Source organism: Thermobifida alba, from assembly GCF_023208015.1.
GTDB classification, from domain to species: Bacteria; Actinomycetota; Actinomycetes; order Streptosporangiales; family Streptosporangiaceae; genus Thermobifida; species Thermobifida alba.
Map to the genome: position 1 here is coordinate 228,083 of NZ_CP051627.1, position 20,069 is coordinate 248,151.

18 protein-coding genes are annotated in these 20,069 nt (G+C 73.9%); 7 read left to right on the forward strand and 11 right to left on the reverse strand.

The genetic code is table 11. The annotated features are described in order from the left end of the window. The first annotated feature begins 274 nt into the window (after positions 1–274). Positions 275–1,354: a methyltransferase domain-containing protein gene (locus FOF52_RS01005; RefSeq protein WP_248591944.1), complete on the forward strand. Its 1,080-nt coding sequence runs from the start codon at positions 275–277 to the stop codon at positions 1,352–1,354. A 382-nt stretch (positions 1,355–1,736) separates the two neighbouring features. On the opposite strand, the gene FOF52_RS01010 is transcribed toward FOF52_RS01005, so the two are convergent. Both FOF52_RS01010 and FOF52_RS01015 read right to left on the reverse strand, forming a co-directional pair. Beyond that, entirely contained in the window at positions 1,737–2,117 is a 381-nt protein-coding gene (locus tag FOF52_RS01010; protein ID WP_248591945.1) for a hypothetical protein, read from the reverse strand. A 177-nt stretch (positions 2,118–2,294) separates the two neighbouring features. Beyond that, positions 2,295–2,768 carry a MarR family winged helix-turn-helix transcriptional regulator gene (locus FOF52_RS01015; RefSeq protein ID WP_248591946.1) on the reverse strand — a complete coding sequence of 158 codons (474 nt, stop codon included), beginning with the start codon at positions 2,766–2,768 and terminating at the stop codon, positions 2,295–2,297. A gap of 253 nt (positions 2,769–3,021) precedes the next feature. Here FOF52_RS01015 and ctaD point away from each other — a divergent pair, with 253 nt between their 5' ends. Continuing rightward, entirely contained in the window at positions 3,022–4,620 is a 1,599-nt protein-coding gene (gene ctaD / locus FOF52_RS01020) for an aa3-type cytochrome oxidase subunit I (protein ID WP_248593707.1), read from the forward strand. A 161-nt stretch (positions 4,621–4,781) separates the two neighbouring features. On the opposite strand, the gene FOF52_RS01025 is transcribed toward ctaD, so the two are convergent. The 6 genes from FOF52_RS01025 to FOF52_RS01050 form a co-directional block, all read right to left on the reverse strand. Further along, a complete protein-coding gene (locus tag FOF52_RS01025; RefSeq protein ID WP_248591947.1) occupies positions 4,782–5,684 on the reverse strand; it encodes a cutinase/poly(ethylene terephthalate) hydrolase in 903 nt (300 codons plus the stop codon). A gap of 563 nt (positions 5,685–6,247) precedes the next feature. Continuing rightward, complete coding sequence (locus FOF52_RS01030; protein WP_248591948.1) at positions 6,248–7,138, reverse strand: cutinase/poly(ethylene terephthalate) hydrolase; 891 nt, start codon at positions 7,136–7,138, stop codon at positions 6,248–6,250. Positions 7,139–7,747: 609 nt separating this feature from the next. Further along, positions 7,748–9,268 (reverse strand): hypothetical protein, encoded by a 1,521-nt coding sequence (locus FOF52_RS01035; RefSeq protein ID WP_248591949.1) that lies wholly within the window; start codon positions 9,266–9,268, stop codon positions 7,748–7,750. 86 nt (positions 9,269–9,354) lie between these two features. After that, positions 9,355–10,530 (reverse strand): alcohol dehydrogenase catalytic domain-containing protein, encoded by a 1,176-nt coding sequence (locus FOF52_RS01040; RefSeq protein ID WP_248591950.1) that lies wholly within the window; start codon positions 10,528–10,530, stop codon positions 9,355–9,357. A gap of 148 nt (positions 10,531–10,678) precedes the next feature. Continuing rightward, positions 10,679–11,587, reverse strand: a complete 909-nt coding sequence (locus tag FOF52_RS01045; protein WP_248591951.1) for a manganese catalase — start codon at positions 11,585–11,587, stop codon at positions 10,679–10,681. A 224-nt stretch (positions 11,588–11,811) separates the two neighbouring features. Further along, the gene (locus FOF52_RS01050; RefSeq protein WP_248591952.1) at positions 11,812–12,651 is read right to left on the reverse strand and encodes a SigB/SigF/SigG family RNA polymerase sigma factor; all 840 of its coding nucleotides are present in this window, start codon (positions 12,649–12,651) and stop codon (positions 11,812–11,814) included. 347 nt (positions 12,652–12,998) lie between these two features. On the opposite strand from FOF52_RS01050, the gene FOF52_RS01055 reads away from it, so the two are divergent. The 3 genes from FOF52_RS01055 (at position 12,999) to FOF52_RS01065 (ending at position 15,716) form a co-directional block, all read left to right on the forward strand. Then, positions 12,999–14,060, forward strand: coding sequence for an SDR family NAD(P)-dependent oxidoreductase (locus tag FOF52_RS01055; protein WP_248591953.1), 1,062 nt, complete (start codon positions 12,999–13,001; stop codon positions 14,058–14,060). Positions 14,061–14,187: 127 nt separating this feature from the next. Beyond that, the gene (locus FOF52_RS01060) at positions 14,188–15,009 is read left to right on the forward strand and encodes a nucleotidyltransferase (RefSeq protein WP_248591954.1); all 822 of its coding nucleotides are present in this window, start codon (positions 14,188–14,190) and stop codon (positions 15,007–15,009) included. After that, positions 15,006–15,716, forward strand: a complete 711-nt coding sequence (locus FOF52_RS01065) for a metallophosphoesterase family protein (RefSeq protein WP_248591955.1) — start codon at positions 15,006–15,008, stop codon at positions 15,714–15,716. Before FOF52_RS01060 ends, FOF52_RS01065 begins: the two co-directional genes overlap by 4 nt. A gap of 94 nt (positions 15,717–15,810) precedes the next feature. On the opposite strand, the gene FOF52_RS01070 is transcribed toward FOF52_RS01065, so the two are convergent. Then, entirely contained in the window at positions 15,811–17,421 is a 1,611-nt protein-coding gene (locus FOF52_RS01070) for a cytochrome P450 (protein WP_248591956.1), read from the reverse strand. Positions 17,422–17,464: 43 nt separating this feature from the next. Beyond that, complete coding sequence (locus FOF52_RS01075) at positions 17,465–17,839, reverse strand: DUF3140 domain-containing protein (RefSeq protein ID WP_248591957.1); 375 nt, start codon at positions 17,837–17,839, stop codon at positions 17,465–17,467. Positions 17,840–18,005: 166 nt separating this feature from the next. Here FOF52_RS01075 and FOF52_RS01080 point away from each other — a divergent pair, with 166 nt between their 5' ends. Beyond that, the gene (locus tag FOF52_RS01080) at positions 18,006–18,527 is read left to right on the forward strand and encodes a DUF1440 domain-containing protein (protein WP_248591958.1); all 522 of its coding nucleotides are present in this window, start codon (positions 18,006–18,008) and stop codon (positions 18,525–18,527) included. 5 nt (positions 18,528–18,532) lie between these two features. After that, positions 18,533–18,937: a ChaB family protein gene (locus tag FOF52_RS01085; RefSeq protein WP_248591959.1), complete on the forward strand. Its 405-nt coding sequence runs from the start codon at positions 18,533–18,535 to the stop codon at positions 18,935–18,937. Positions 18,938–18,959: 22 nt separating this feature from the next. On the opposite strand, the gene FOF52_RS01090 is transcribed toward FOF52_RS01085, so the two are convergent. Further along, complete coding sequence (locus tag FOF52_RS01090) at positions 18,960–19,964, reverse strand: glycosyltransferase family 9 protein (protein ID WP_248591960.1); 1,005 nt, start codon at positions 19,962–19,964, stop codon at positions 18,960–18,962. Between the last annotated feature and the right edge of the window lie 105 nt (positions 19,965–20,069).

Here is a 20,069-nt window from a genome sequence, read left to right on the forward strand (position 1 = left end):
CCGGCCGCCCGGCCCTCCTGCCCCTGGCCCGAGGCCGGGCGGTCAACCACAGAAGATCACTCCCGTCGACACACCGGCGGCAGGAGCTCGTATCCATAGGGAAGAACATGGCCTGGGGAAAGAAAGACACCGACGACAACAACAGCAAGAAGGACTGTGGCGCCTGCGACGGTGACGGCGGGAGCTGGGTCTACTCGGACGGACAGACGCAGGGCAAGAGCCACCAGAGGTGGGTGGCATGTCAGGCGTGCGGCGGCAGCGGGAAGGTCTGAGCATGACATTCGAAGCAGCACTGCGCGCGGCGGGGGTGTCCGACCGGGTCGCCGAGGCGTTCGCGCGGGTGCCGCGCCACCCGTTCATCCCCGACCGGATCTGGCACCGCGGCCGACCCGTGGACCGGGCCGCCGACCCGGACCGGTGGCGGCGCCTGGTCGACACCGACGACGCGGTCGTGACGCAGGTCGACGACGGCGCCGAGAACGGACCGGGCCTCCCCACGTCGTCCTCCAGCGCGCCGAGCATCATGGCCGCCATGCTGGACGCGCTGGACGTCCACCCCGGCCAATGGGTCCTGGAGATCGGCACCGGCACCGGATGGAACGCCGCGCTCCTCTGCGAACTGGTGGGGGATGCGGACCGGGTCACGACCGTCGAGGTCGACCCGGTGCTCGCCGAGCGGGCGCGGGGCGCACTGGAGGCCGCCGGATACCGGACACGGGTCGTGACCGGCGACGGTGCGGCCGGGTTCCCCGCACTCGCACCCTACGACCGGATCATCGCCACCTGCACGGTGCGGGACGTCCCGAAGGACTGGCTCGTACAGATCCGCGACGGCGGCCTGGTCGTCACCCCGTGGTCGCCCCAGCCGTCCGGCCCGGGCGGTGTGCTCGCCCGGCTCCGGGTGCGCGGCGACACCGCCGAAGGCCGGTTCATCCAAGGCCTGTCGTTCATGTGGCTGCGCGCCCAGCGCAACAGGGGCGGTACACCGCACGACCTGAACGCCACCGCCGACCAGATCCGCCCGATCGAGGCCGGGCAGGACCTCCTGCTCGACGGGACGGTCGTGCTGCCGCTGATGCTGATGCTCCCCGCTTGGCGGTTCGGCATGCGACGCAGCCCCGAGGGCATGGTGATCTGGCTCTCCGCCACCGACTCGCCGTCGTGGGCGCGGGTGTACGAGGACCGGGTCGAGCAGGGCGGGCCGCGCCGACTGTGGGACGAACTGGAGCAGGCGCACGCCTGGTGGGACCAGCGAGGCCGCCCGGGGGTCGAGGAGTTCGGGCTGACCGTCGGAGCGCGGGGCCACACGGTCTGGCTGGGCTCCCCCGACGGCCCGTCCTGGCGGCACGGGTAACCGTAGAAACGAGCGCGGCCCCCGTCCACCGTGCTGGTGGGCGGGGGCCGCGCTTCATTCAGCTGCCCGGTACCGGCCCGTACCGGCGGCGCGATCAGCGTCGGGACCGGCGCGGCTGCGGCGGGTGCCACCGCGGGGCGGTACCCCGCCACGGCCGCCCGGCCGGCACCGTGAACGCATGAGCCCAGGACTCATCATCCCTGGGTCGCGGGTTCGAGTCCCGCCCGGCCTACCTTCCGGCGGGCTCCCCGTCGTCTCCGGCAGCAGATCGCCGCCTCCTCCGTCTGCGCTCCCCGCCCAGCCGCGCCCTGTTCCGGGCCGCGGAGCCGCCGTGCCGGGCCGCCCGCCCGGTCGTCTTCCGGGCCGCGGCCGGGAGGAGTCCTCACCCGTCGCCGACGTGGCGCAGGACGCCTGCGGCGTCCGGGGCGTAGCGGGAGCTGCCGCCGCCGCGGACGGGCAGGGTGAGTCCCGCGGAGAGCTGCTCCTCGGACAGGCCGGACAGGTCCAGGCGCTCGCCGTCGAGGGGGCCGCCGTACAGCTCCACGACCCCGCGCCGCGGCCCGAAGAGCCCGTGGCGCCGGTGGGAGAGCGCGGCCACGGCGAAGGTGAGGACCAGGACCACTCCGGCGGCGACCGCCCACAGCGGGTGGCCGAACCGCATCCAGCCGGTCATCAGCGCGGGGACCGCCAGAAACGCGCAGAAGACGGCCTTTCTGGGGACCGCCCTGCGCGGGGCGGCCGTCTCCACCAGTCGGTTCGCCATGCTCGTGCCTCCCATCGGACCCGCGGCCCACCGGGTCGAAGGTCCCGTCCGATCTGGGACTTAGTGCCCAAACCATTAATGCACTAACTGATAGCGTGGATGTTATCCCGGGGGTTCGGGGAGCCGACACCGGGTGGGTGCAGGACCGGTCCGGACGAAGGGGGCGGGATGCGGGGCTCAGGAGTCGGCGTCGGCGCGGCCGGCGCCGGTCGCCGCCGCGTTGAGCCGGGAGAGCACGGCGTTGAGCTGGTGGAGTTCCGCGGCGTCCATGCCCAGCAGGCGCATCATCCGCTCGGGGATGTCCCGGGCCTGCTCGCGCATCTCGCGGCCGGCGGGAGTGAGGGTCACCACGAGCCGGCGCTCGTCCTCGGGGTCGCGCTCCCGGCGCACCAGGCCCGCCGCCTCCAGGCGCTTGAGCAGGGGGGAGAGGGTCGCGGAGTCCAGTTCCAGCAGGGTCGCCAACTCCTTGACCGACAGGGGGGCGAACTGCCACAGCGCCAGCATCACCAGGTACTGCGGGTGGGTCAGGCCGAGCGGGGCCAGCACCGGACGGTAGAGCGCGACCACGTTGCGCGCCGCGATCGTCAGCGCGAAGCAGACCTGGTTCTCCAGGGTCAGCGGATCGCCGATGCCGGGATCGCCGCTGCTCACAATCCTCACCCCCACTGAGGGTCCCCTCGGACCCTGTGTAGCATCCTACAAGTAATTAGTGCGCCAACTATTTGTGCGTTAATTCTTTGCTTGTCACTGCCTGTCTGGAGCGTGGCGCGTCCCGGCGGAGTCCCGCCGGGCACCCCGGGACGAGGCGGGCGACCCGAAGGGGAGATGAATCGTGGCCACACAGGTCGCGGCGGCTCCGAAGCCGTCAGTCCGGGCGCGGCCCGGCTCGAAGATCGTCGACTGGATGACGTCGACCGACCACAAGGTCCTCGGGTACCTGTACCTGATCACCTCGTTCGTGTTCTTCGTCGTCGCCGGCGTCATGGCGCTGCTGATCCGGGCCGAGCTGATGCTCCCCGGCATGCAGCTGATGAACAACGAGACCTACAACCAGCTGTTCACCATGCACGGCACGGTGATGCTGTTCCTATTCGCGACACCGCTGTTCGCGGGCTTCGCCAACGTGCTGGTGCCGCTGCAGATCGGCGCGCCCGACGTGGCCTTCCCCCGGCTCAACCAGCTCGGGTACTACCTGTTCCTGTTCGGCGGCCTGATCACGGTCTCCGGGTTCTTCACCCCCGGCGGCGCGGCGAGCTTCGGCTGGTTCGCCTACGCGCCGCTGTCGGACGCGGTGCGCTCCCCCGGCATCGGCGGCGACCTGTGGATCCTCGGACTGGCGCTGGCCGGCCTGGCCTCGATCCTGGGCGCGGTCAACTTCATCACCACGATCCTGTGCATGCGCGCGCCCGGCATGACCATGTTCCGCATGCCGATCTTCACCTGGAACGCGGCGCTGACCAGCGTGCTGATCCTGCTCACCTTCCCGGTGCTCACCGCGGCCCTCGTCGCGCTGCTCGCCGACCGGATCGTGGGCGCCCACGTCTACGACCCCGCGCACGGCGGCCCGATCCTCTACCAGCACCTGTTCTGGTTCTTCGGCCACCCGGAGGTCTACGTCCTGGCCCTGCCGTTCTTCGGCATCGCCACCGAGATCCTGCCGGTGTTCAGCCGCAAGCCGATCTTCGGCTACAAGAGCCTCATCGGCGCCACCATCGCCATCGCCGGCCTCTCCGGGACCGTGTGGGCGCACCACATGTTCCCCACCGGCGCGGTGCTGCTGCCGTTCTTCTCCTTCATGACCTTCCTCATCGCGGTGCCCACCGGCGTGAAGTTCTTCAACTGGATCGGCACCATGTGGCGCGGCCAGCTCACCTTCGAGTCCCCGATGCTGTTCACCATCGGCTTCATGGTGACCTTCCTGTTCGGCGGACTCACCGGGGTCATGCTCGCGTCCCCGCCGCTGGACTTCCACGTCGCCGACTCCTACTTCGTGGTGGCCCACTTCCACTACACCCTCTTCGGCACCGTGGTGTTCGCGATGTTCGCGGGCTTCTACTTCTGGTGGCCCAAGTTCACCGGGAAGATGCTCGACGAGACGCTGGCCAAGTGGCACTTCTGGACGCTGTTCTTCGGCTTCCACGGCACCTTCCTGGTGCAGCACTGGCTGGGCGCGGAGGGCATGCCGCGGCGCTACGCCGACTACCTGCCCAGCGACGGGTTCACGCTGCTCAACCAGATCTCGTCGGTGTCCTCCTTCGTGCTGGGCGCCTCCACCCTGGTCTTCCTCTACAACGTCTGGGTGACCCACAAGAAGGCGCCGAAGGTCACCGTGGACGACCCGTGGGGCTACGGCTGCTCCCTGGAGTGGGCGACCTCCTGCCCGCCGCCGCGGCACAACTTCACCTCGCTGCCGCGCATCCGCAGCGAGCGCCCCGCCTTCGACCTGCACCACCCCTACGCCGCCGTCGTCACCGAGCAGGCGGACGCCCCGCAGCGGAGGTGACGGCCCGCAACGCGGACCGGGCCGGGACCCGCCGCTGACCGGGTCCCGGCCCGCCGTCCGAGGCTCCGCACACCCCCGGAGACAACGGCCGGCGGCGGCCACGGGGGCCGCCGCCGGGGGGAGAGAGTGGGTCGACCCGTCGGGGACGGGGCCCTTCCCGACTAGAACGGGCAGGTGGAGCGGTACTCCTCGACGTCGCTGAGCAGGCCGGTGCGCGGTCCGGGGCAGAGGAACTGGGTGTAGCGGGTGTCCTCGTCCACGAAGCGCTTGAGCCAGGCCACGCTGTACATGCCGATGGTCTTGTTGGTGATGTTGGGCGCGAAGTGGCTCGCTCCGTCGAGCTCCAGGTAGGCCTTGTCGGTGGAGCTGGGGATGCTGTTGTAGAACGGCTTGGAGTGCAGGGTGACCGAGGCGATGGTGTCGTACTCGGCGCCGATGATCAGGGTCGGCACGGTGATGTCGCGCCAGGACTTGTTGAGGTGCCAGGGGGTCAGCGGGATGGCGGCCTTCAGGTCGGGGCGCTGGGAGGCCAGGCGCAGGGTGCCGCCGCCGCCCATGGAGTGGCCCATGACCGCCAGGCGGCTGGCGTCGATGCGGTTGCGCACCGCCGAGGAGGCGTCGGTGAGCATGTAGTCCAGCGCGGCGTTGAGCTGGCGGGCGCGGCTGTCGGGCTGGTCCAGCGTGGTGTTGGTGTCGATGGCGATCACGACGAAGCCGTGGGAGGCGATGCGCTCGCCCAGCCAGGCGATGGAGGACTGGGTGCCGGTGTAGCCGGGGGAGATGGCGATCGCGCCGTAGGTGTTGTTCTCCCGCGGGTAGTAGATGGTGCCGCCGCCGAAGCCGTCCGCGCCGAAGCGGGAGGCGCGCTCCTCGCTGACGGAGAAGGGGCCGCTGCGCGCCTCCAGCATGGACTCGGTCGGGTAGGGGCCGCGTTCGTAGGGGTTGGCGGCCTGGGCCGGAGCGGCCAGCGCCACGGTGGCGACGACCGCCGTGGCGGCCGCGGCGGTGGCCCGCAGGGCGCGGGAGAGCAGCGAGGTCTCCCGGCGGGGGGTGGTGACCGACATACTCTGTTCCTCTTCGTCTCCGGGCGGGGCCCGGCGCTGGCCGCACGCGCAGGTGTCGGCGGTGCCGGGTTCCCCGCCTGACAACAGGGGGGTGAGCTGGGCTGTTCGGGAGGGCTGCGGGACCGGCCGTCCGGGTCGCGTCCGGCGCCGGGGAACGGGCCGGACCGTTCGCCGTGGGGCTCCGAACGGTCCGCCGCCGCCCCTCCCCGGGGGGTGGAGGGCGTGGCCGCCGCGACCGGTGGACGGGGCCCGGTGCCACCCGGACCCGGGTCCCGCGGACTCCTGAACGGGGACGCTCAGCAGCCGCGGTAAGGAAACTCGGGGTTTATCAGCTCCTTATCTCGACCGCGCTGCCACTATGGGGCATCTCACAGTCACCACGCATCCGTGAAACCACCAGTGTTCACCCGAGCCTGATTCGGTTACGCCGGTTTCCGCAGGACAGGGCGGCGTCCGGTGCCGCGGGTGCGCCGCCGGGGACCGGGGAGGGGGAACAGAAGGCCGGCGGCGGCCACGTTCCGTGGCCGCCGCCGGGTGAGGGGGCGCAAAGGCCCGTGCCGTTCCTAGAACGGGCAGGTGGAGCGGTACTCGTCGACGTCGCTGAGCAGGCCGGTGCGCGGTCCGGGGCAGAGGAACTGGGTGTAGCGGGTGTCCTCGTCCACGAAGCGCTTGAGCCAGGCCACGCTGTACATGCCGATGGTCTTGTTGGTGATGTTGGGCGCGAAGTGGGTGGCGTTGTTCAGCTCCAGGTAGGCCTTGTCGGTGGAGCTGGGGATGCTGTTGTAGAACGGCTCGGAGTGCGAGCTGACCGGAGCGATGGTGTCCAGGTCCGCGCCGATGATCAGCGTCGGGACGGTGATGTCGCGCCAGGACTTGTTGAGGTGCCAGGGGGTCAGCGGGATGGCGGCCTTCAGGTCGGGGCGCTGGGAGGCCAGGCGCAGGGTGCCGCCGCCGCCCATGGAGTGGCCCATGACCGCCAGGCGGCTGGCGTCGATGCGGTTGCGCACCGAGGAAGAAGCGTCGGTGAGCATGTAGTCCAGTGCCGAGTTCAGCTGGCGGGCGCGGCTGTCCGGCTGGTCCAGCGTGGTGTTGGTGTCGATGGCGATGACCACGAAGCCGTGGGAGGCGATGCGCTCGCCCAGCCAGGCGATGGAGGACTGGGTGCCGGTGTAGCCGGGGGAGATGGCGATCGCGCCGTAGGTGTTGTTCTCCCGCGGGTAGTAGATGGTGCCGCCGCCGAAGCCGTCCGCACCCAGGCGGGAGGCGCGCTCCTCGCTGACGGAGAAGGGGCCGCTGCGCGCCTCCAGCATGGACTGGGTCGGGTTGGGGCCGCGCTCGTAGGGGTTGGCGGCCTGGGCCGGAGCGGCCAGCGCCACGGTGGCGGCCGCCGCGGCCGCCACGGCGACGGCGCGGGAGAGCAGCGACGCGCCCCGGCGGGGGGTGGTGATCGACATTCTCTGTTCCTCTTCGGTGCGGGGGCGTGACCCGGGTCCGGCCGCGCACGGTGCGCGCCGGCGGGGCGGGTCAGCCCGACAACAGGGAGTGAGCGGCACCGTCCAGGCGTCGCGCGGACCGACAATCCGGTCGCCCGGTGTCGGGCAGCGGGCCGGACCGTTCGCCGTGGGGACATCGAACGGTCCCGCCCCACCGGAACCGCGCACCCCGGGGGACCGGGGGCGGGGCCCTCGTGACCGTCGGAGCGCAGGGGAGCCGCTCCGGTGGCCGGCGGGTGTCGCGTTCCGCGCGAGCCTGGAAAGCCGTTGCGGGTGAGCCACTCAAAAAGGTTGCGGTAAAGAGACTCGGGGGTGACCGACTCCTTACCTCGGCTGCACCGCCACTATTCGTCATCGCCCGGTGACAGTGCATCCGTGAAACCACCAGTGTCCACGGAACGGCTGGTCAGCGGGGTGATTTTGGGGGAGTGGAACGGCTGCCCCGTGCCGGGGACCGGGGTGGGAGCGCTCCCGGACCCGGTGTGCGGCCACCGGGACCACCCACGGGGGCAGGAACGGGAGAAGTCCCGGAGCCCTGGGGCGGGACGGGTTACCGCGCGGCGCCGCGCCTCACTCGGGCGCGGCCGCCGGACTCCACGCGGGCACGTACAGCACCCAGGCGCGCGGATCGTCGTCGGGCCCCAACGGCAGGGCGGGCCACTCGGCCGCCCAGTCGGGCGGGTCGCCGTCCCTGGCGAGCAGCCCGAACGGGACGGTGCGCCCCAGCGCGAGCAGCTCCTCCAGGGTGTGCGTGGTGTTGTTGCCCGACGGGGCGGCCGAGGCGCACCCCGTGTAGTAGGCGACGGGGATGGCGTCGTCCCCGGTGAGCAGGCAGGGCGGGCGCAGTCCCGCCTCCCGCAGCTCGCCGGCGAGCCGGGCGTAGTCCTGGCGGGCCGCCAGGTGGACGGCGGCCCAGTGCGTCAGGATGGCCCCCTGGATGAGCAGGTGGCCGACGACCGCCACGGCCAGCCCGGTGCCCAGCACGGGGCGCAGCGCCGGGCGCGTCGACGCCCACGCGTCCCGCAGTCCGGCCGCGGCGGGCAGCATCAGCAGGGCGTGGGTCGGCAGCAGGAACCGCGGCGCCGAGTAGGAGACGAGGAACAGGTAGGTGAAGGCCGTCGACACCGCGACCACGACCGGCAGCCAGCCCACCGCCGGCCGCCGTGCCCGCTGCGCGACCGCCACCCCGAAGACCACCAGCACCACCAGGGCGATCGGCCACAGCAGCGCGGGCCAGCGCACCAGGTCCTCGGTGCAGGGGCGGCACAGCAGCGGCCCGTCCAGGGTGCTGAGCGCGTACCCCGCGCTGAGGGTCCACCCGGTGCCGCCCTGGATCTCGGCGGCCCGCGCCAGCCGCTCCGGCACGCCCCCGTAGGCCGCCTCCGCCTCCACCAGCCACGGCGCCACACCGGCCAGGGCGCCCCCGGCGACGGCCGCGACCAGCCCCGCACGCCGCCACGCCGGGACGAGCAGCGCCGCCAGCCCCAGCGGCGCGGTCAGCCAGAACGCGTCGCTGGGCCGCATCAGCCCGGCCACCGCCAGCATCACCGCCAGCCCGGCCGGCGCGGCCCGGGAGCCCGGCTCGCGGAGTGCCACCAGGAACCAGCCGACCGCGCCCACCGCGGCCATCGCCGTGTAGTGGTTGGGCATCGCCGCGGCCGCGTAGAACAGGCTCACCCACAGGCTCGCGTACCCCAGCGCCGCCAGCGGCGCCACCGAGCCGCGCGGCCACAGCCGCAGCCACGGCCAGAACGCCGCGAACATCGCGGCGGCGGCCGCCGCCGCGAGCCACAGCCGCAGCGCCACCACCGAGTCCGTCACCAGCACCACCGGCGCGGCCAGCAGCGAGACGCCCCGGGACCGGGGGGCGCTGAAGAACGCGGCGGGGTTGCGCGGGTCGTACTGGCTGACGTAGACGACCTCGTCCCAGCCCAGCCCCAGCCACGGCGGGACCAGGGTGAGCCCGGCGACGGCGAAGGCCGCGCAGACCGCGCCCAGGGCCCACGCCGCCTCGGCGCGGCCGCGCTTTCGCCCGCCGCGCGCCCGGTCGGGCGACGGACGGTCCACAGCGGCTCGGAGTACGGGTGGCACGTTCCCTCCTCGGTCGGCGGACGGGGGCCTGAGGGGGAACGCGGGGCGCGGCGGCCGCGCCCCGGACGGGCCGCGCGGGGCGCGGGTCACGGCTGGAACAGCGTCTTGACCATCCCGCCGGCCTTGCGCTGGAACGCGGCGTAGGCGCGCGGCGCCTCGGCGAGGGGGAGCCGGTGGGTGGCGAAGGAGTCCACGCCCAGCGGGTCGTCGTCGGTGAGCAGCGGCATGATCTCGTCCACCCACCGGCGGACGTTGGCCTGTCCCATGCGCACCTGGATCTGCTTGTCGAACAGGGTGAGCATGGGCAGCGGGTCGACCATGCCGCCGTAGACGCCGGACAGGGAGACGGTGCCGCCGCGCCGGACCAGGTCGATGGCGGTGAGCAGGGCGGTGAGCCGGTCCACGCCCGCGGTGCTCATCAGCCTGGTGCCCATCCCCCGGGGCAGCCGGGTGGCGAGGCGCTGCGCGGCCCTGGCCGCCGGCGCGCCGTGCGCCTCCATGCCGACGGCGTCGATGACGGCGTCGGGGCCGCGCCCGCCGGTGCGCTCCCGGATCTCCTCGACGGTGTGGTCGTCGAAGCGGAAGGTGGACACCCCGCGCCGGGCGGCCCGGTCGAGCCGCTCGGGCACCACGTCCACGCCGAAGACCTGCTCGACGCCGAGGTGCTGGGCGATGCGGCAGCACATGTCGCCGATGGGGCCCAGCCCCAGCACCGCGAGGCTGCCGCCGGGCGGGACGGCGGCGTAGCGCACCGCCTGCCACGCGGTGGGCAGCACGTCGGAGAGGTAGACGAACCGGTCGTCGGGCGGCCCCTCGGGAACCCTGATGGGGCCGTAGTCGGCGTGCGGGACGCGCAGGAACTCCGCCTGCGCGCCGGGCACGGCGCCGTAGAGGCTGGTGTAGCCGAAGAGCCGGGCGCCCATGCCCTGCTCGCGGACCTGGGTGGTCTCGCACTGGGTCTGCAGCCCCTGCTCGCACATGAAGCAGTGGCCGCAGGCGATCTGGAACGGGACGACCACCCGGTCGCCGGGGCGCAGGCCGGTCACCTCGCTGCCGACCTCCTCCACCACGCCCATCGGTTCGTGGCCGAGGAGGTCGCCCTCGTGCATGAAGGGCGCCAGCACCTCGTACAGGTGCAGGTCGGAGCCGCACAGCCCGGAGCTGGTGACGCGGATCACCGCGTCGGTGGGTTCCTGGACGGAGGGGTCGGGCACGGTCTCCACGCGCACGTCGCGCGGCCCGTGCCAGGTGAGCGCTCGCATTCTGGTCCTCTCCTCCCGCCGGCCGGTCGCGTGCGGTACGGGCGACCGGGAACGGCGCCGTCGGCCGTGTGGACGCGGTCGTCGCGTGCGGCGCCGGACCCGAGCGGGTCCGGCGCCGACGCGGGTGCGGGCCCCGGTCAGGGGCACGTCATTCGAGGACCCCCTTGACCTTGTCGGTCAGGCTCTCCCGGGGGCCGGGGGCGCGCTGGGCGCCCTTCCGCGAGCCCTGGCCGGGCACCCCGGCGAACGTGCCGTACAGCTCGGGGTCGGGCGGCGGGGCCGAGGCCGGTCCGCCCAGCGGTTCGGGGTCCTCCAGGTAGCGCAGTTCGTGCCGCTCGTCGGGCGCGGGCCGCCGCGTCCAGCCGCCCTGGGCCGCGGTGCTGCCCGCGGACAGGCCCCAGATGGTGTTGGCGTGCTCCTGGTTCTCCTCGTCGAACAGGGCGTCGGGCGCGATCGTGCCCTCCAGCCCGTCCTCCTTGAGCTCCTCGATCGCGGCCAGCCACATGTTCTGGTGCACGGTGTCGCGGGCGAGGTTGAACTTCAGCATCTCCTTCACGCCGGGGTCGTCGGTCATGTTGTACAGGCGCGCGGTCTGCAGCCGCCCCTGCGCCTCGGCGGCGACGTTGGCGTAGAAGTCGGCCAGCAGGTTGCCGCTGGCCACGATGTACTTGCCGTTCCACGGGGTGCCCGCGGAGTCGGCGGGGGTGGCCCCGCCGCCCGACACGATCGCCTGCTGCACGTCCATGCCCCCGACGACGGCCGCCACGGCCGGGTCCTTCACCGCCTCGGCCGTGGTCTCGGCGGGGGCTCCCTCCAGCAGCCGCGCCACCATCGTGGCGAGCATCTCCACGTGGCCGATCTCCTCGGTGGCCACGTCCATGATGAGGTCCTTGTACTTGCCCTCCATGCGGCAGTTCCACCCCTGGAAGAGGTACTGCATGGTCACGGTCATCTCGCCGTAGGCCCCGCCGACCAGCTCCTGGAGCTTCTTCGCGAACAGCGGGTCGGGCTTCTCCGGTCTGGCCTCGAACTGCAGGCGCTTGTCGTGACGGAACATTCCTGCTCCCTTGCCGTCGGGTGGGGACGTTCCTCCGGTCTCGGGCGTCCGAGTGACGGCGACTACCCGGGCGGCGGGGGGACGAACACGGCGCAACCGGGGATGACGGAAGTTTTCCGTGGATTTCCGTGGAGCCGCGGCGGCCGGCGGGGCGCCGGACCCGGCCCGGGCAGCGGACGGGGCCGGCGGGGAGCTGTCCCCCGCCGGCCCCGGGGCCGCGTCGGTCAGTGGTCGCCGACGAGCTGGCGGCGCAGGGTCGCCAGGATGGCGGCGAGCCGCCGCGAGACGTGCATCTGCGACAGCCCCACGATGTCGGCGATCTGCGCCTGGGTCTTGTCCCCGGCGAACCGGAGCAGCAGGATGCGCCGGTCCCGGGGGGACAGCGCGGCCAGTGCGGGACGCAGCGCCGCGTGGTCGACGACGCGCTCCAGCGCGTCGTCGAGCCCGCCCAGGGTGTCGCCCAGGGTGGCGCCGTCGTCGTCGGGACCGAACGGCACGTCCAGGGAGAGCGTGCTGTAGGCGCGGGCCGCGTCGATGAGCTCGAGGGTCTCCTCCTCGTCCATCTCCAGCAGCTCGCCCAGCTCCCGCACGGTCGGCGAGCGCCCGTGCTGCTGGGTGAACTCGGCGGTCACCCGGTTGAGTTCGGCGCGCCGCTCCTGGTACTTGCGCGGCACCCGGATCGCCCAGGTGCGGTCCCGGAAGTGCCGTTTCACCTCGCCCGTCATCATCGGCAGCGCGTAGGAGATGAACTCCTTGCCGTAGGCGGGGTTGAAGTTGCGGATCGCGTTGTACAGCCCGACCATCGCCACCTGGCGCAGGTCCTCCTCGGGCTCGCCGCGGTTGCGGTACTGGCGGGCGATGCGTCGGGCCACGGGAGCGTGCAGTTCGGTCAGCTTGAGATAGATGCGTTCGCGGGCGTCCGGGTTCTCGCGGACGCGGTCGAGTTCGTCGAGCAGCTCGCGGGTCTGACGCAGGTAGGCTTCGTCGGCGTGGCGGGTTGACCGGCCGCGCCGACTGCGTCTGCCGTCGGAGCCGCAACCGCTGTGTGAAACCGAAACGGACATTGCGAAACGTCCCCCGCAGGGTCATGGTGTGGTCCGCGCGCACTTCGGACGGGTGTGGCGACGGCGGGTCCGCTCCGCCCGGCTCGGTCGCGTCTGCCGCGGTGCGGGGCGCCTGGATGGTCTGCGGTGCCGTCGTTCCGGAAAAAACGGGTCGAAGTGGCGGATGGGATTCAGGTCCCCATTTGGACCCGGATTTCGCCACCCACTGTAAGCAAAAGATCACAGAAGGGGAACGAACGCGGCCGAAACCGGGAAGTTGTTTTGCCGGAGGACAACACGCCGGAGTTTGGGGCGTCCCGGATCGGTGAGTGGGTCTGCGCAGCGGTCACGACTGACGGGGAGGCGGCATGCAACCACGCACGGCACTGCTGGGACTGGCCACGGCCGCGGCGGCCACCGGATACGCGCTCCGGCGCGCCCGCCGGTACCGGCTGCGCGGCCGCACCGCACTGGTCACCGGGGGCTCCCGAGGGCTGGGGCTGCTGCTCGCCCGGGAGCTGGGGGCGCGCGGCTGCCGCGTCGCGGTGTGCGCCCGGGACGGCGACGAACTGCGGCGGGCCGCCACCGACCTGCGCACCCTCGGCGTCGAGACCCACCCGATCACCTGCGACCTGCGCGACCGCGACCAGGTGCGGGACATGGTCGCCGAGGCCGTCGACCGCTTCGGCGGGCTCGACGTCGTGGTCAACAACGCCGGGACCATCCACAGCGCCCCGCTGGACTCGCTGGGCGAGGCCGAGTTCGACGAGGCGATGCGGATCATGTTCTGGGCGCCCCTGTGGGTGTTCCAGGAGGCCAGACCGCACCTGCGGGGCGGGGTGCTGGTCAACATCACCTCGGTCGGCGGCAAGATCAGCCCGCCCCACCTGCTGCCCTACGCCTGCGCCAAGTTCGCGCAGGTCGGCCTCTCCGAAGGGCTCGACGCGGCGCTGACCCGCGACGGCACCCGCGTCCTCACCGTGGTGCCCGGCCTGATGCGCACCGGGTCGCCGCGCCGCGCCCACTACGCGGGCCGCCCCGCCCTGGAGTACGCCTGGTTCTCCCTGCTGGCGGGGGCCCCGCTGGTGTCGATGAACGCGGCGCGCGCGGCACGCCGGATCGTCGACGCCGTCCAGGACGGGCGGCACCACCTCACCCTCACCCCGATGGCGCGCGCCGCCACCGCCGTCCACGGGGTGGCGCCCGGCCTCACCCAGGCCGTGCTGCGCACCATGAACCGCGTGCTGCCGGGACCGGGCGACGAGGGGCCCACCAGCGGGCTGGAGGCCGCCCCCCGCGCCGACCGGTGGGGGATGCGGCTGCTCACCCGGCTCAACGACCGGGCCGGCCGCGACCTCAACCAGCTCCCCGCACAGCAGCGCGGCGGCGTCCCCCGGCCCCGCGGCGCGCGCCACCGCTCCCGCCGCTGAGCCCCGCGGCGCGGGCCCCCGCTTCACCGGGCGGAATCCGGGTAGCGGAGGAGTCCACGCAGCATCACGCGGCTTGCGGGGGAGGAGCCGACACGCCGCCGTCCGGTCCGCGCGGGAGAAGACGCCGATGGAGCACGAACCGCACATCCGGGACCTGCTGACCACGCTCAAACGCGTGGCGGGGGCCTTCAAGGCCGACGGGGTGCCGTTCGCGCTGAGCGGAGGGTTCGCGGCGTTCGCGCGCGGCGCCCCGCCGTCCCGACACGACGTCGACTTCGCGGTGCTGCCCGAGGACGCCGAACGCGCCCTGGAGGTGCTCGCCAAGGCGGGCCTCAGACCCGTCGACACCGTGGAGGACTGGCTGGTCAAAGCCCACGACGGGGAGGTCGTGGTGGACCTCATCCACAGCCCCGCCGACATCCCGGTCACGCCCGCCCTGCTGGCCCGGGCCGCCCCGCTGAAGGTCGACTCGGTGCACGTGCCGGTGCTGGACGCCACCGACCTGGTGGTCATGCGGCTGCGCGCCTTCACCGAGCACGAGTGCGACTTCTCCGGGCCGCTGGCCACCGTCCGCGCGCTGCGCGAACAGGTGGACTGGGGCCGGGTGGACGCCGAGGTCGGCGCCTCCCCGTACGCGCGGGCGTTCCTGGTGCTGCTGGGCCTCCTGGGTGTGACCGGTGGAAAGGGGAGCGCGATGCCGCACGAGCCGCCGCAGTACGCGGCGGGCCACCTCCAGCAGGCGCTGGCGGAGGACCCGCGTACCGCGGAGCAGGGAATCCGGGTGCGCGTGGTGGGGGACGACGTCTACCTGTCCGGACAGGTCTCCTGCCCGCGGCGCCGGGACAGGGTCCTGGAGGTGGCGCGGGAGCGGATGCCGGACTACCGCGTCCACGACGAACTGTCGGTGGTCCGGTTCGACGGCCCGGTCCGAGAGGAGCGACTGACATGATCACCGTCGCGGCGGTGGGCGACGTGCACCTGGACGAGGAGATGCGCGGACGCTACCGGCAGCGGCTCGGCGGGCTGGCCGACGGCGTCGACGTGCTGCTGCTCGCCGGGGACCTGACCAAGCACGGCACGGTCGGCGAGGGCAGGGTGGTCGTCGAGGAGTTCCGCGACCTGCCCGTCCCCGTCGTGGCGGTCCTCGGCAACCACGACTACCAGTCCGACGCGCAGGACAAGATCACCGAGCTGATGCGGGCCGCGGGGATCACCGTCCTGGAGGGCGAGGGCACGGTCGTCGACTGCCCGGGAGGGCGGCTCGGCATCGCCGGGGTGAAGGGCTTCGCGATGGGCTTCGCGGGCAAGTGCGCCTCGGAGTTCGGCGAACCGGAGATGAAGAGCTTCGTCCGGCACGCCCGGGTGGCGGCCGAGAAGCTGCGGGAGGCGTTCACGACGCTGGAGGCCGACACCACGGTCGCCCTCACCCACTACTCGCCGGTCAAGGACACCCTGGCCGGGGAGCCGCCGGAGATCTTCCCCTTTCTCGGCAGCTACCTGCTGGCCGAGGCCATCGACACGGCGGGGGCGACGCTGGCGGTGCACGGGCACGCCCACCGGGGCACCGAGTACGGGATGACCCCGGGCGGGGTGCGGGTGCGCAACGTCGCGCTGCCGGTCCTGGGCCGCCCCTACGCGGCGTACGGCATCGACTGACCGGCCGGTGCGGGGCCGCGTGCCCCGCGACCGGGGCCGCGCAGCGGAGCGGGGCGCGCCCCTCGCGGGCGTGCCCCGCCGGAGCGCGGGCGGGTCAGCGGCCCCCGGAGGCCTCCGACACCGCCCTGCTCACCTCGTCGGGGCCCGAGTAGCGGCGGTCGGCGACGCCGCGCAGCGCCGCCAGGACGCGGTCGGCGGCCCCGTGCTCGCGGGCGTGGCTGACGAGGGCGTCCCGGTCCGCCGGGTAGTCGATCCCGGACAGGGCCTTCTGCACCTCGACGAAGGTCGGGTCGGACATGGTCGTCGCTCCCTCCTGGACGGTTTCGGTTCTCTGCCGCGGCAGCGGCGTGCGGTCCCCGCCCGTGCCGTGCAGCCGCACGGGACCGGTGGCCAGGCGCAGGGCGAAGTGGTTGAGCGAGTGGGGCAGCGGCCGGTCCGGGCGCAGTCCGGCGGGTTCGACCAGCCGCACCTCGCGGCGCTCCAGCAGCGCGGCGAGCAGCGCGGTGACGGTGAACAGCACCAGTTCGCGGCCCGCGCACTCGGCGGGGCCGCCGCTGAACGGGACCATCCCGTCGCGTTCGGCGGTGCCGTCCAGCCAGATCTGTGGCGCGAACCGGTCGGCGTAGGGCAGCCGCTCGGGGTCGCGGTGGAAGAACGCGCTGAAGACGACGAAGGTCGTGCCCGCGGGGACGACCGCGCCGTCCCACTCGGTGTCGGCGGTGCTGTCCCGCAGGAGGGCCGGCGTGGTCGGCCACAGCCGGACCGCCTCCAGCACGGTGGCCCGCAGCCGCTCCAGCCGGGCCACTCCCTCCGCCGAGGCGGGGTTGTGCCCGCCGAGTTCGGCGCGCACCGCCTCCGCCTGCTCGGGGTGCGCGGCGAGCAGCGCGAGCGCGCGGAAGGCGGTGATCACGGCGGCGTCGAACGCGAACAGCCAGTGCGGCACCTGCCCGGCCGCGTCGACGCCGCCCGGCGCGTCCTCGGCGAACGCGCCCGCCAGGCTGTGCGGGTCGGGCCGGTCCAGGTGGCCGCGGAGCCGTTCGTCGAACCGGGCGCGCAGCCGTTCGCGCCGCGGCCGCAGGTAGAACCAGTTGGCGTCGGAACGCAGCCGCGCCAGCAGGTCGGTGAGCCTCCGGTCGTCGCGGGCCGCCCCGCCCAGCACGACGGCCCGGATCGCGTTCCACAGCGACGGCGCGAACCGGGACCAGGTCAGTTCGCCGTCGGCGCCCAGGGCGCGGTCCAGGACTTCGACCTCCTCGCGGAGCACCGGCAGGAAGGAGCCGGCCAGGGAGTGCACCCGGCGGCCGGTCTCCAGCGCCGCCTCGTGGAACTCCCGCCGCCGCTGCCGCTCCACCCCCTGGGAGATGAGCACCCCGTGCGGCTGGAAGTGCCCGAGCGCACCCCGCTTCTCCAGGCTGGCCGGGGAGAACGGCTCGGGGGAGCCGGCCAGCACCCGGCGCACCTGGCCGGGGGTGAGCAGCAGGACCGCACGCCGGCCGAACAGGTCCGCGCGGACCGGTCCGGGGCCGTGGGCGGCGCGCAGCCGCCGCAGCGTCTGCACCGCGTGCCGGTCGGCGTCCAGCGCGTCGGCCGCGGCCACGCCGCCGGGGCGCCGGACGACGACCCCCCGCAGCAGGGTGGGCAGCAGCAGGGCGGCGCCGATCCGTGCCCGCTCGGTGCGGGACGCGCGGGGCGGGGAGAGTGTCACGGTTCGCCTTCCTGGTCGTCGGACGCGGTCGTGCGGCATGCCGCTACCCGCTGATCTCCGGGTCCTCCCCGGGGCGGGGCGAGTCGGGTTTGAGCGGGTCGTGGCCCAGGCTCATCAGGGTGCGCCGCCAGGTCTCGTCGTCCGGGCGCGGCTCCACCAGCAGCGACGACACCTCGTCCACCACGGCGCGCATGGTCTGCACGTCCTCGTCGGTCAGGTCGGTGCGCCGCTTGTTCAGCACGTGGACGACGTCCCGCCCGCTGACGTCGAGGTCCAGCGAGGGGTCGGAGGCGAAGCCCTCCGGCCCCGAGGCCTCCGTCAACAGCCAGGAGCGCAGTTCGTGACCGGTCATGTTGACGAGTTCGTGGAAACGCGTCCACAGTTCGGCGGTGTCACCGCCGAGGCGGTTGTGCGCCATGTCTGCCTCCCGTGGCTGCTGCGGATCCGACGTCCGTGTCCGGTTCCGCTACCGAACACGTCCGGCCGCAAACACGCCCCGCCCGGAGCCGCGGGGTTTGCCGGCCGCTCTGGTCGGTAGCCGCGGAGACGAGGACGCGACATCGGCCGGTGCCGGGGAGGAGAGCATGGGTGTGGTGAGGTCGGCCGTGCAGGGGGCGGTGGCGGGGCTCGCGGCGACGGCGGCCATGAGCGCCGTCATGGCGGCCGCCCGCGGGGAGGGCCGGGTCGGACGGCTGCCGCCGAAACTGCTGACCCGCCGCTTCCTGCCCGGCGGACGGGAGTACACCCCCCGCCCCGGGGAGAACCTCGCGACCGCCGTGGCGCACGGGGGGTTCGGCACGGCGGCGGGCGCCGTCTTCGGCGTGCTGACCGGCGGACGGCCGCCCCGCGTCCGCACCGGCCTGGCCTACGGGCTGGGGGTGTGGCTGGCCAGCTACGAGGGCTGGGTGCCGCGGGTGACCGTGCAGCCGCCCGCGCACCGCGACGCGCCCGCCCGCACGGCCGTCATGGCGGCGGCGCACCTGGTGTACGGCTGTGCGCTGGCCGCCGTGCTGCGCCGGATGCGGCGGCCGCGCCGGTCCGCGGCGAGGCCGGTCCGCGGCGCGGTCGAGGACCCGCGGGGTCCGGACACGACAGCAGAGAGGTGAGGGACATGCCCGCCAGGGACGAACTGCCCGGCACGCTGCGGCGCTCCTCCGAGGAGGCCCAGCACACCTGGTCCGAGGCGCACGACGCGGCGGTCGAGACCTACGGCGAGGGCGAACGCGCCCACCGCACCGCCTACGCCGCGCTGAAGCACCGGTTCGAGAAGGTCGGCGACCACTGGGAGGCCAAGGAGGACAGCGGGCCGTCGGACCGGCAGGCCGCCAACCCCCGCGCCGGGCGGGGCGGCGACACCGGGACCGCCGAGGGCGTGGACGCCAAAGCCTCCCGCCGGCACCTGTACGAACGCGCCCGGGAACTGGACATCCCCGGCCGCTCCACGATGGACAAGGACGAGCTGGTGGACGCGCTGCGCAGGGAGAACCGCTCCCGCACCCGCCGGGCCCGGCAGTGACCGGGCAGCCCCGGCCGCGCCGTCACCGCAGGCTCGCGGCGAGCAGGTCGTCGCAGGCCGCCAGTACCTCGTCGGCGGTGATGGACGCCAGGCCCGGGTCGATGCGGTCGGCGTGCGGGTCGCCGGTGGTGCCCGCCCACAGGCAGCGGTGCCGGTCGGTGTCGATCCGCGGCCCCCACAGCCCGGGCGGGCAGGGGCCGAACAGCACCACCGACGGGGTGCCGTAGGCGGTCGCCAGGTGCGCCACCCCGGTGTCGCCGCTGACCACCAGGCGCGCGCCCGCCACGAGCGCCGCGAGCTGGGACAGCCCGGTGGCGCCCGCCACGTTGTCCTGCGGGACCAGCCCCGCCACCCGGGCGACGCGCTCGGCGGTCCGGTGCTCCTCGGCGGAGCCGGTGACCGCCACCCGCAGGCCGCGCTCCCGCAGGTGCCGGGCGACCTCGGCGAACCGCAGCTCCGGCCAGCGGCGGGACGCGGACGCCGCCCCCGGGTGGACCACGGCCGTCTCGGCGGGGGCCGCGCCGCCCACGGGGGCGGGCCAGCGCAGGTCCTCGGGGTCCACGGGGACGCCGTGGTAGGACAGCAGCCGGCACCAGCGGTCCACCTCGTGCAGGTCGTCGACCCAGTCCGGGCCCCGCGCGGCCGCCTGCTCCGTCCCGCGGTGCGTCCACAGCCGCCGGGGGCGCAGCGCGGCCAGGGCGCGCACGCTCTGCGGGCCGCGGCCGTGCAGGTTGATCGCCAGGTCCGGGGGGTCCAGCCCGTTCCACGGCGGGGTGTGCGGACCGTCCACGGTGACGGTCTCCCAGGCCAGGCCGGCCAGCGCGAGCAGGTCGTCGTAGGAGTCGGGGCCCGCCAGGATGCGGCGGTGCCCGGGGAAGGCGCGGTCCAGCGCGCGCAGCGCGGGGACCGCCGTCGCGAAGTCGCCGAGCCCCAGCGCGCGCAGCACCAGCAGGATCGGCCGCTCCCGGTCGGGACCGGAAGGCCGGGGAACGGCGACGGCGGGCGGGGTAGCGCGGTCTTCTGCCATGCGGCACGCCTACCGAAACGGGCGCGGGGCAAACCTTGGCCCGGCGCCGCGGCCCCCGGCACGATCTTGGCCGAAAACGGCGGGTTGGGGTGACCGCCTCCCGGG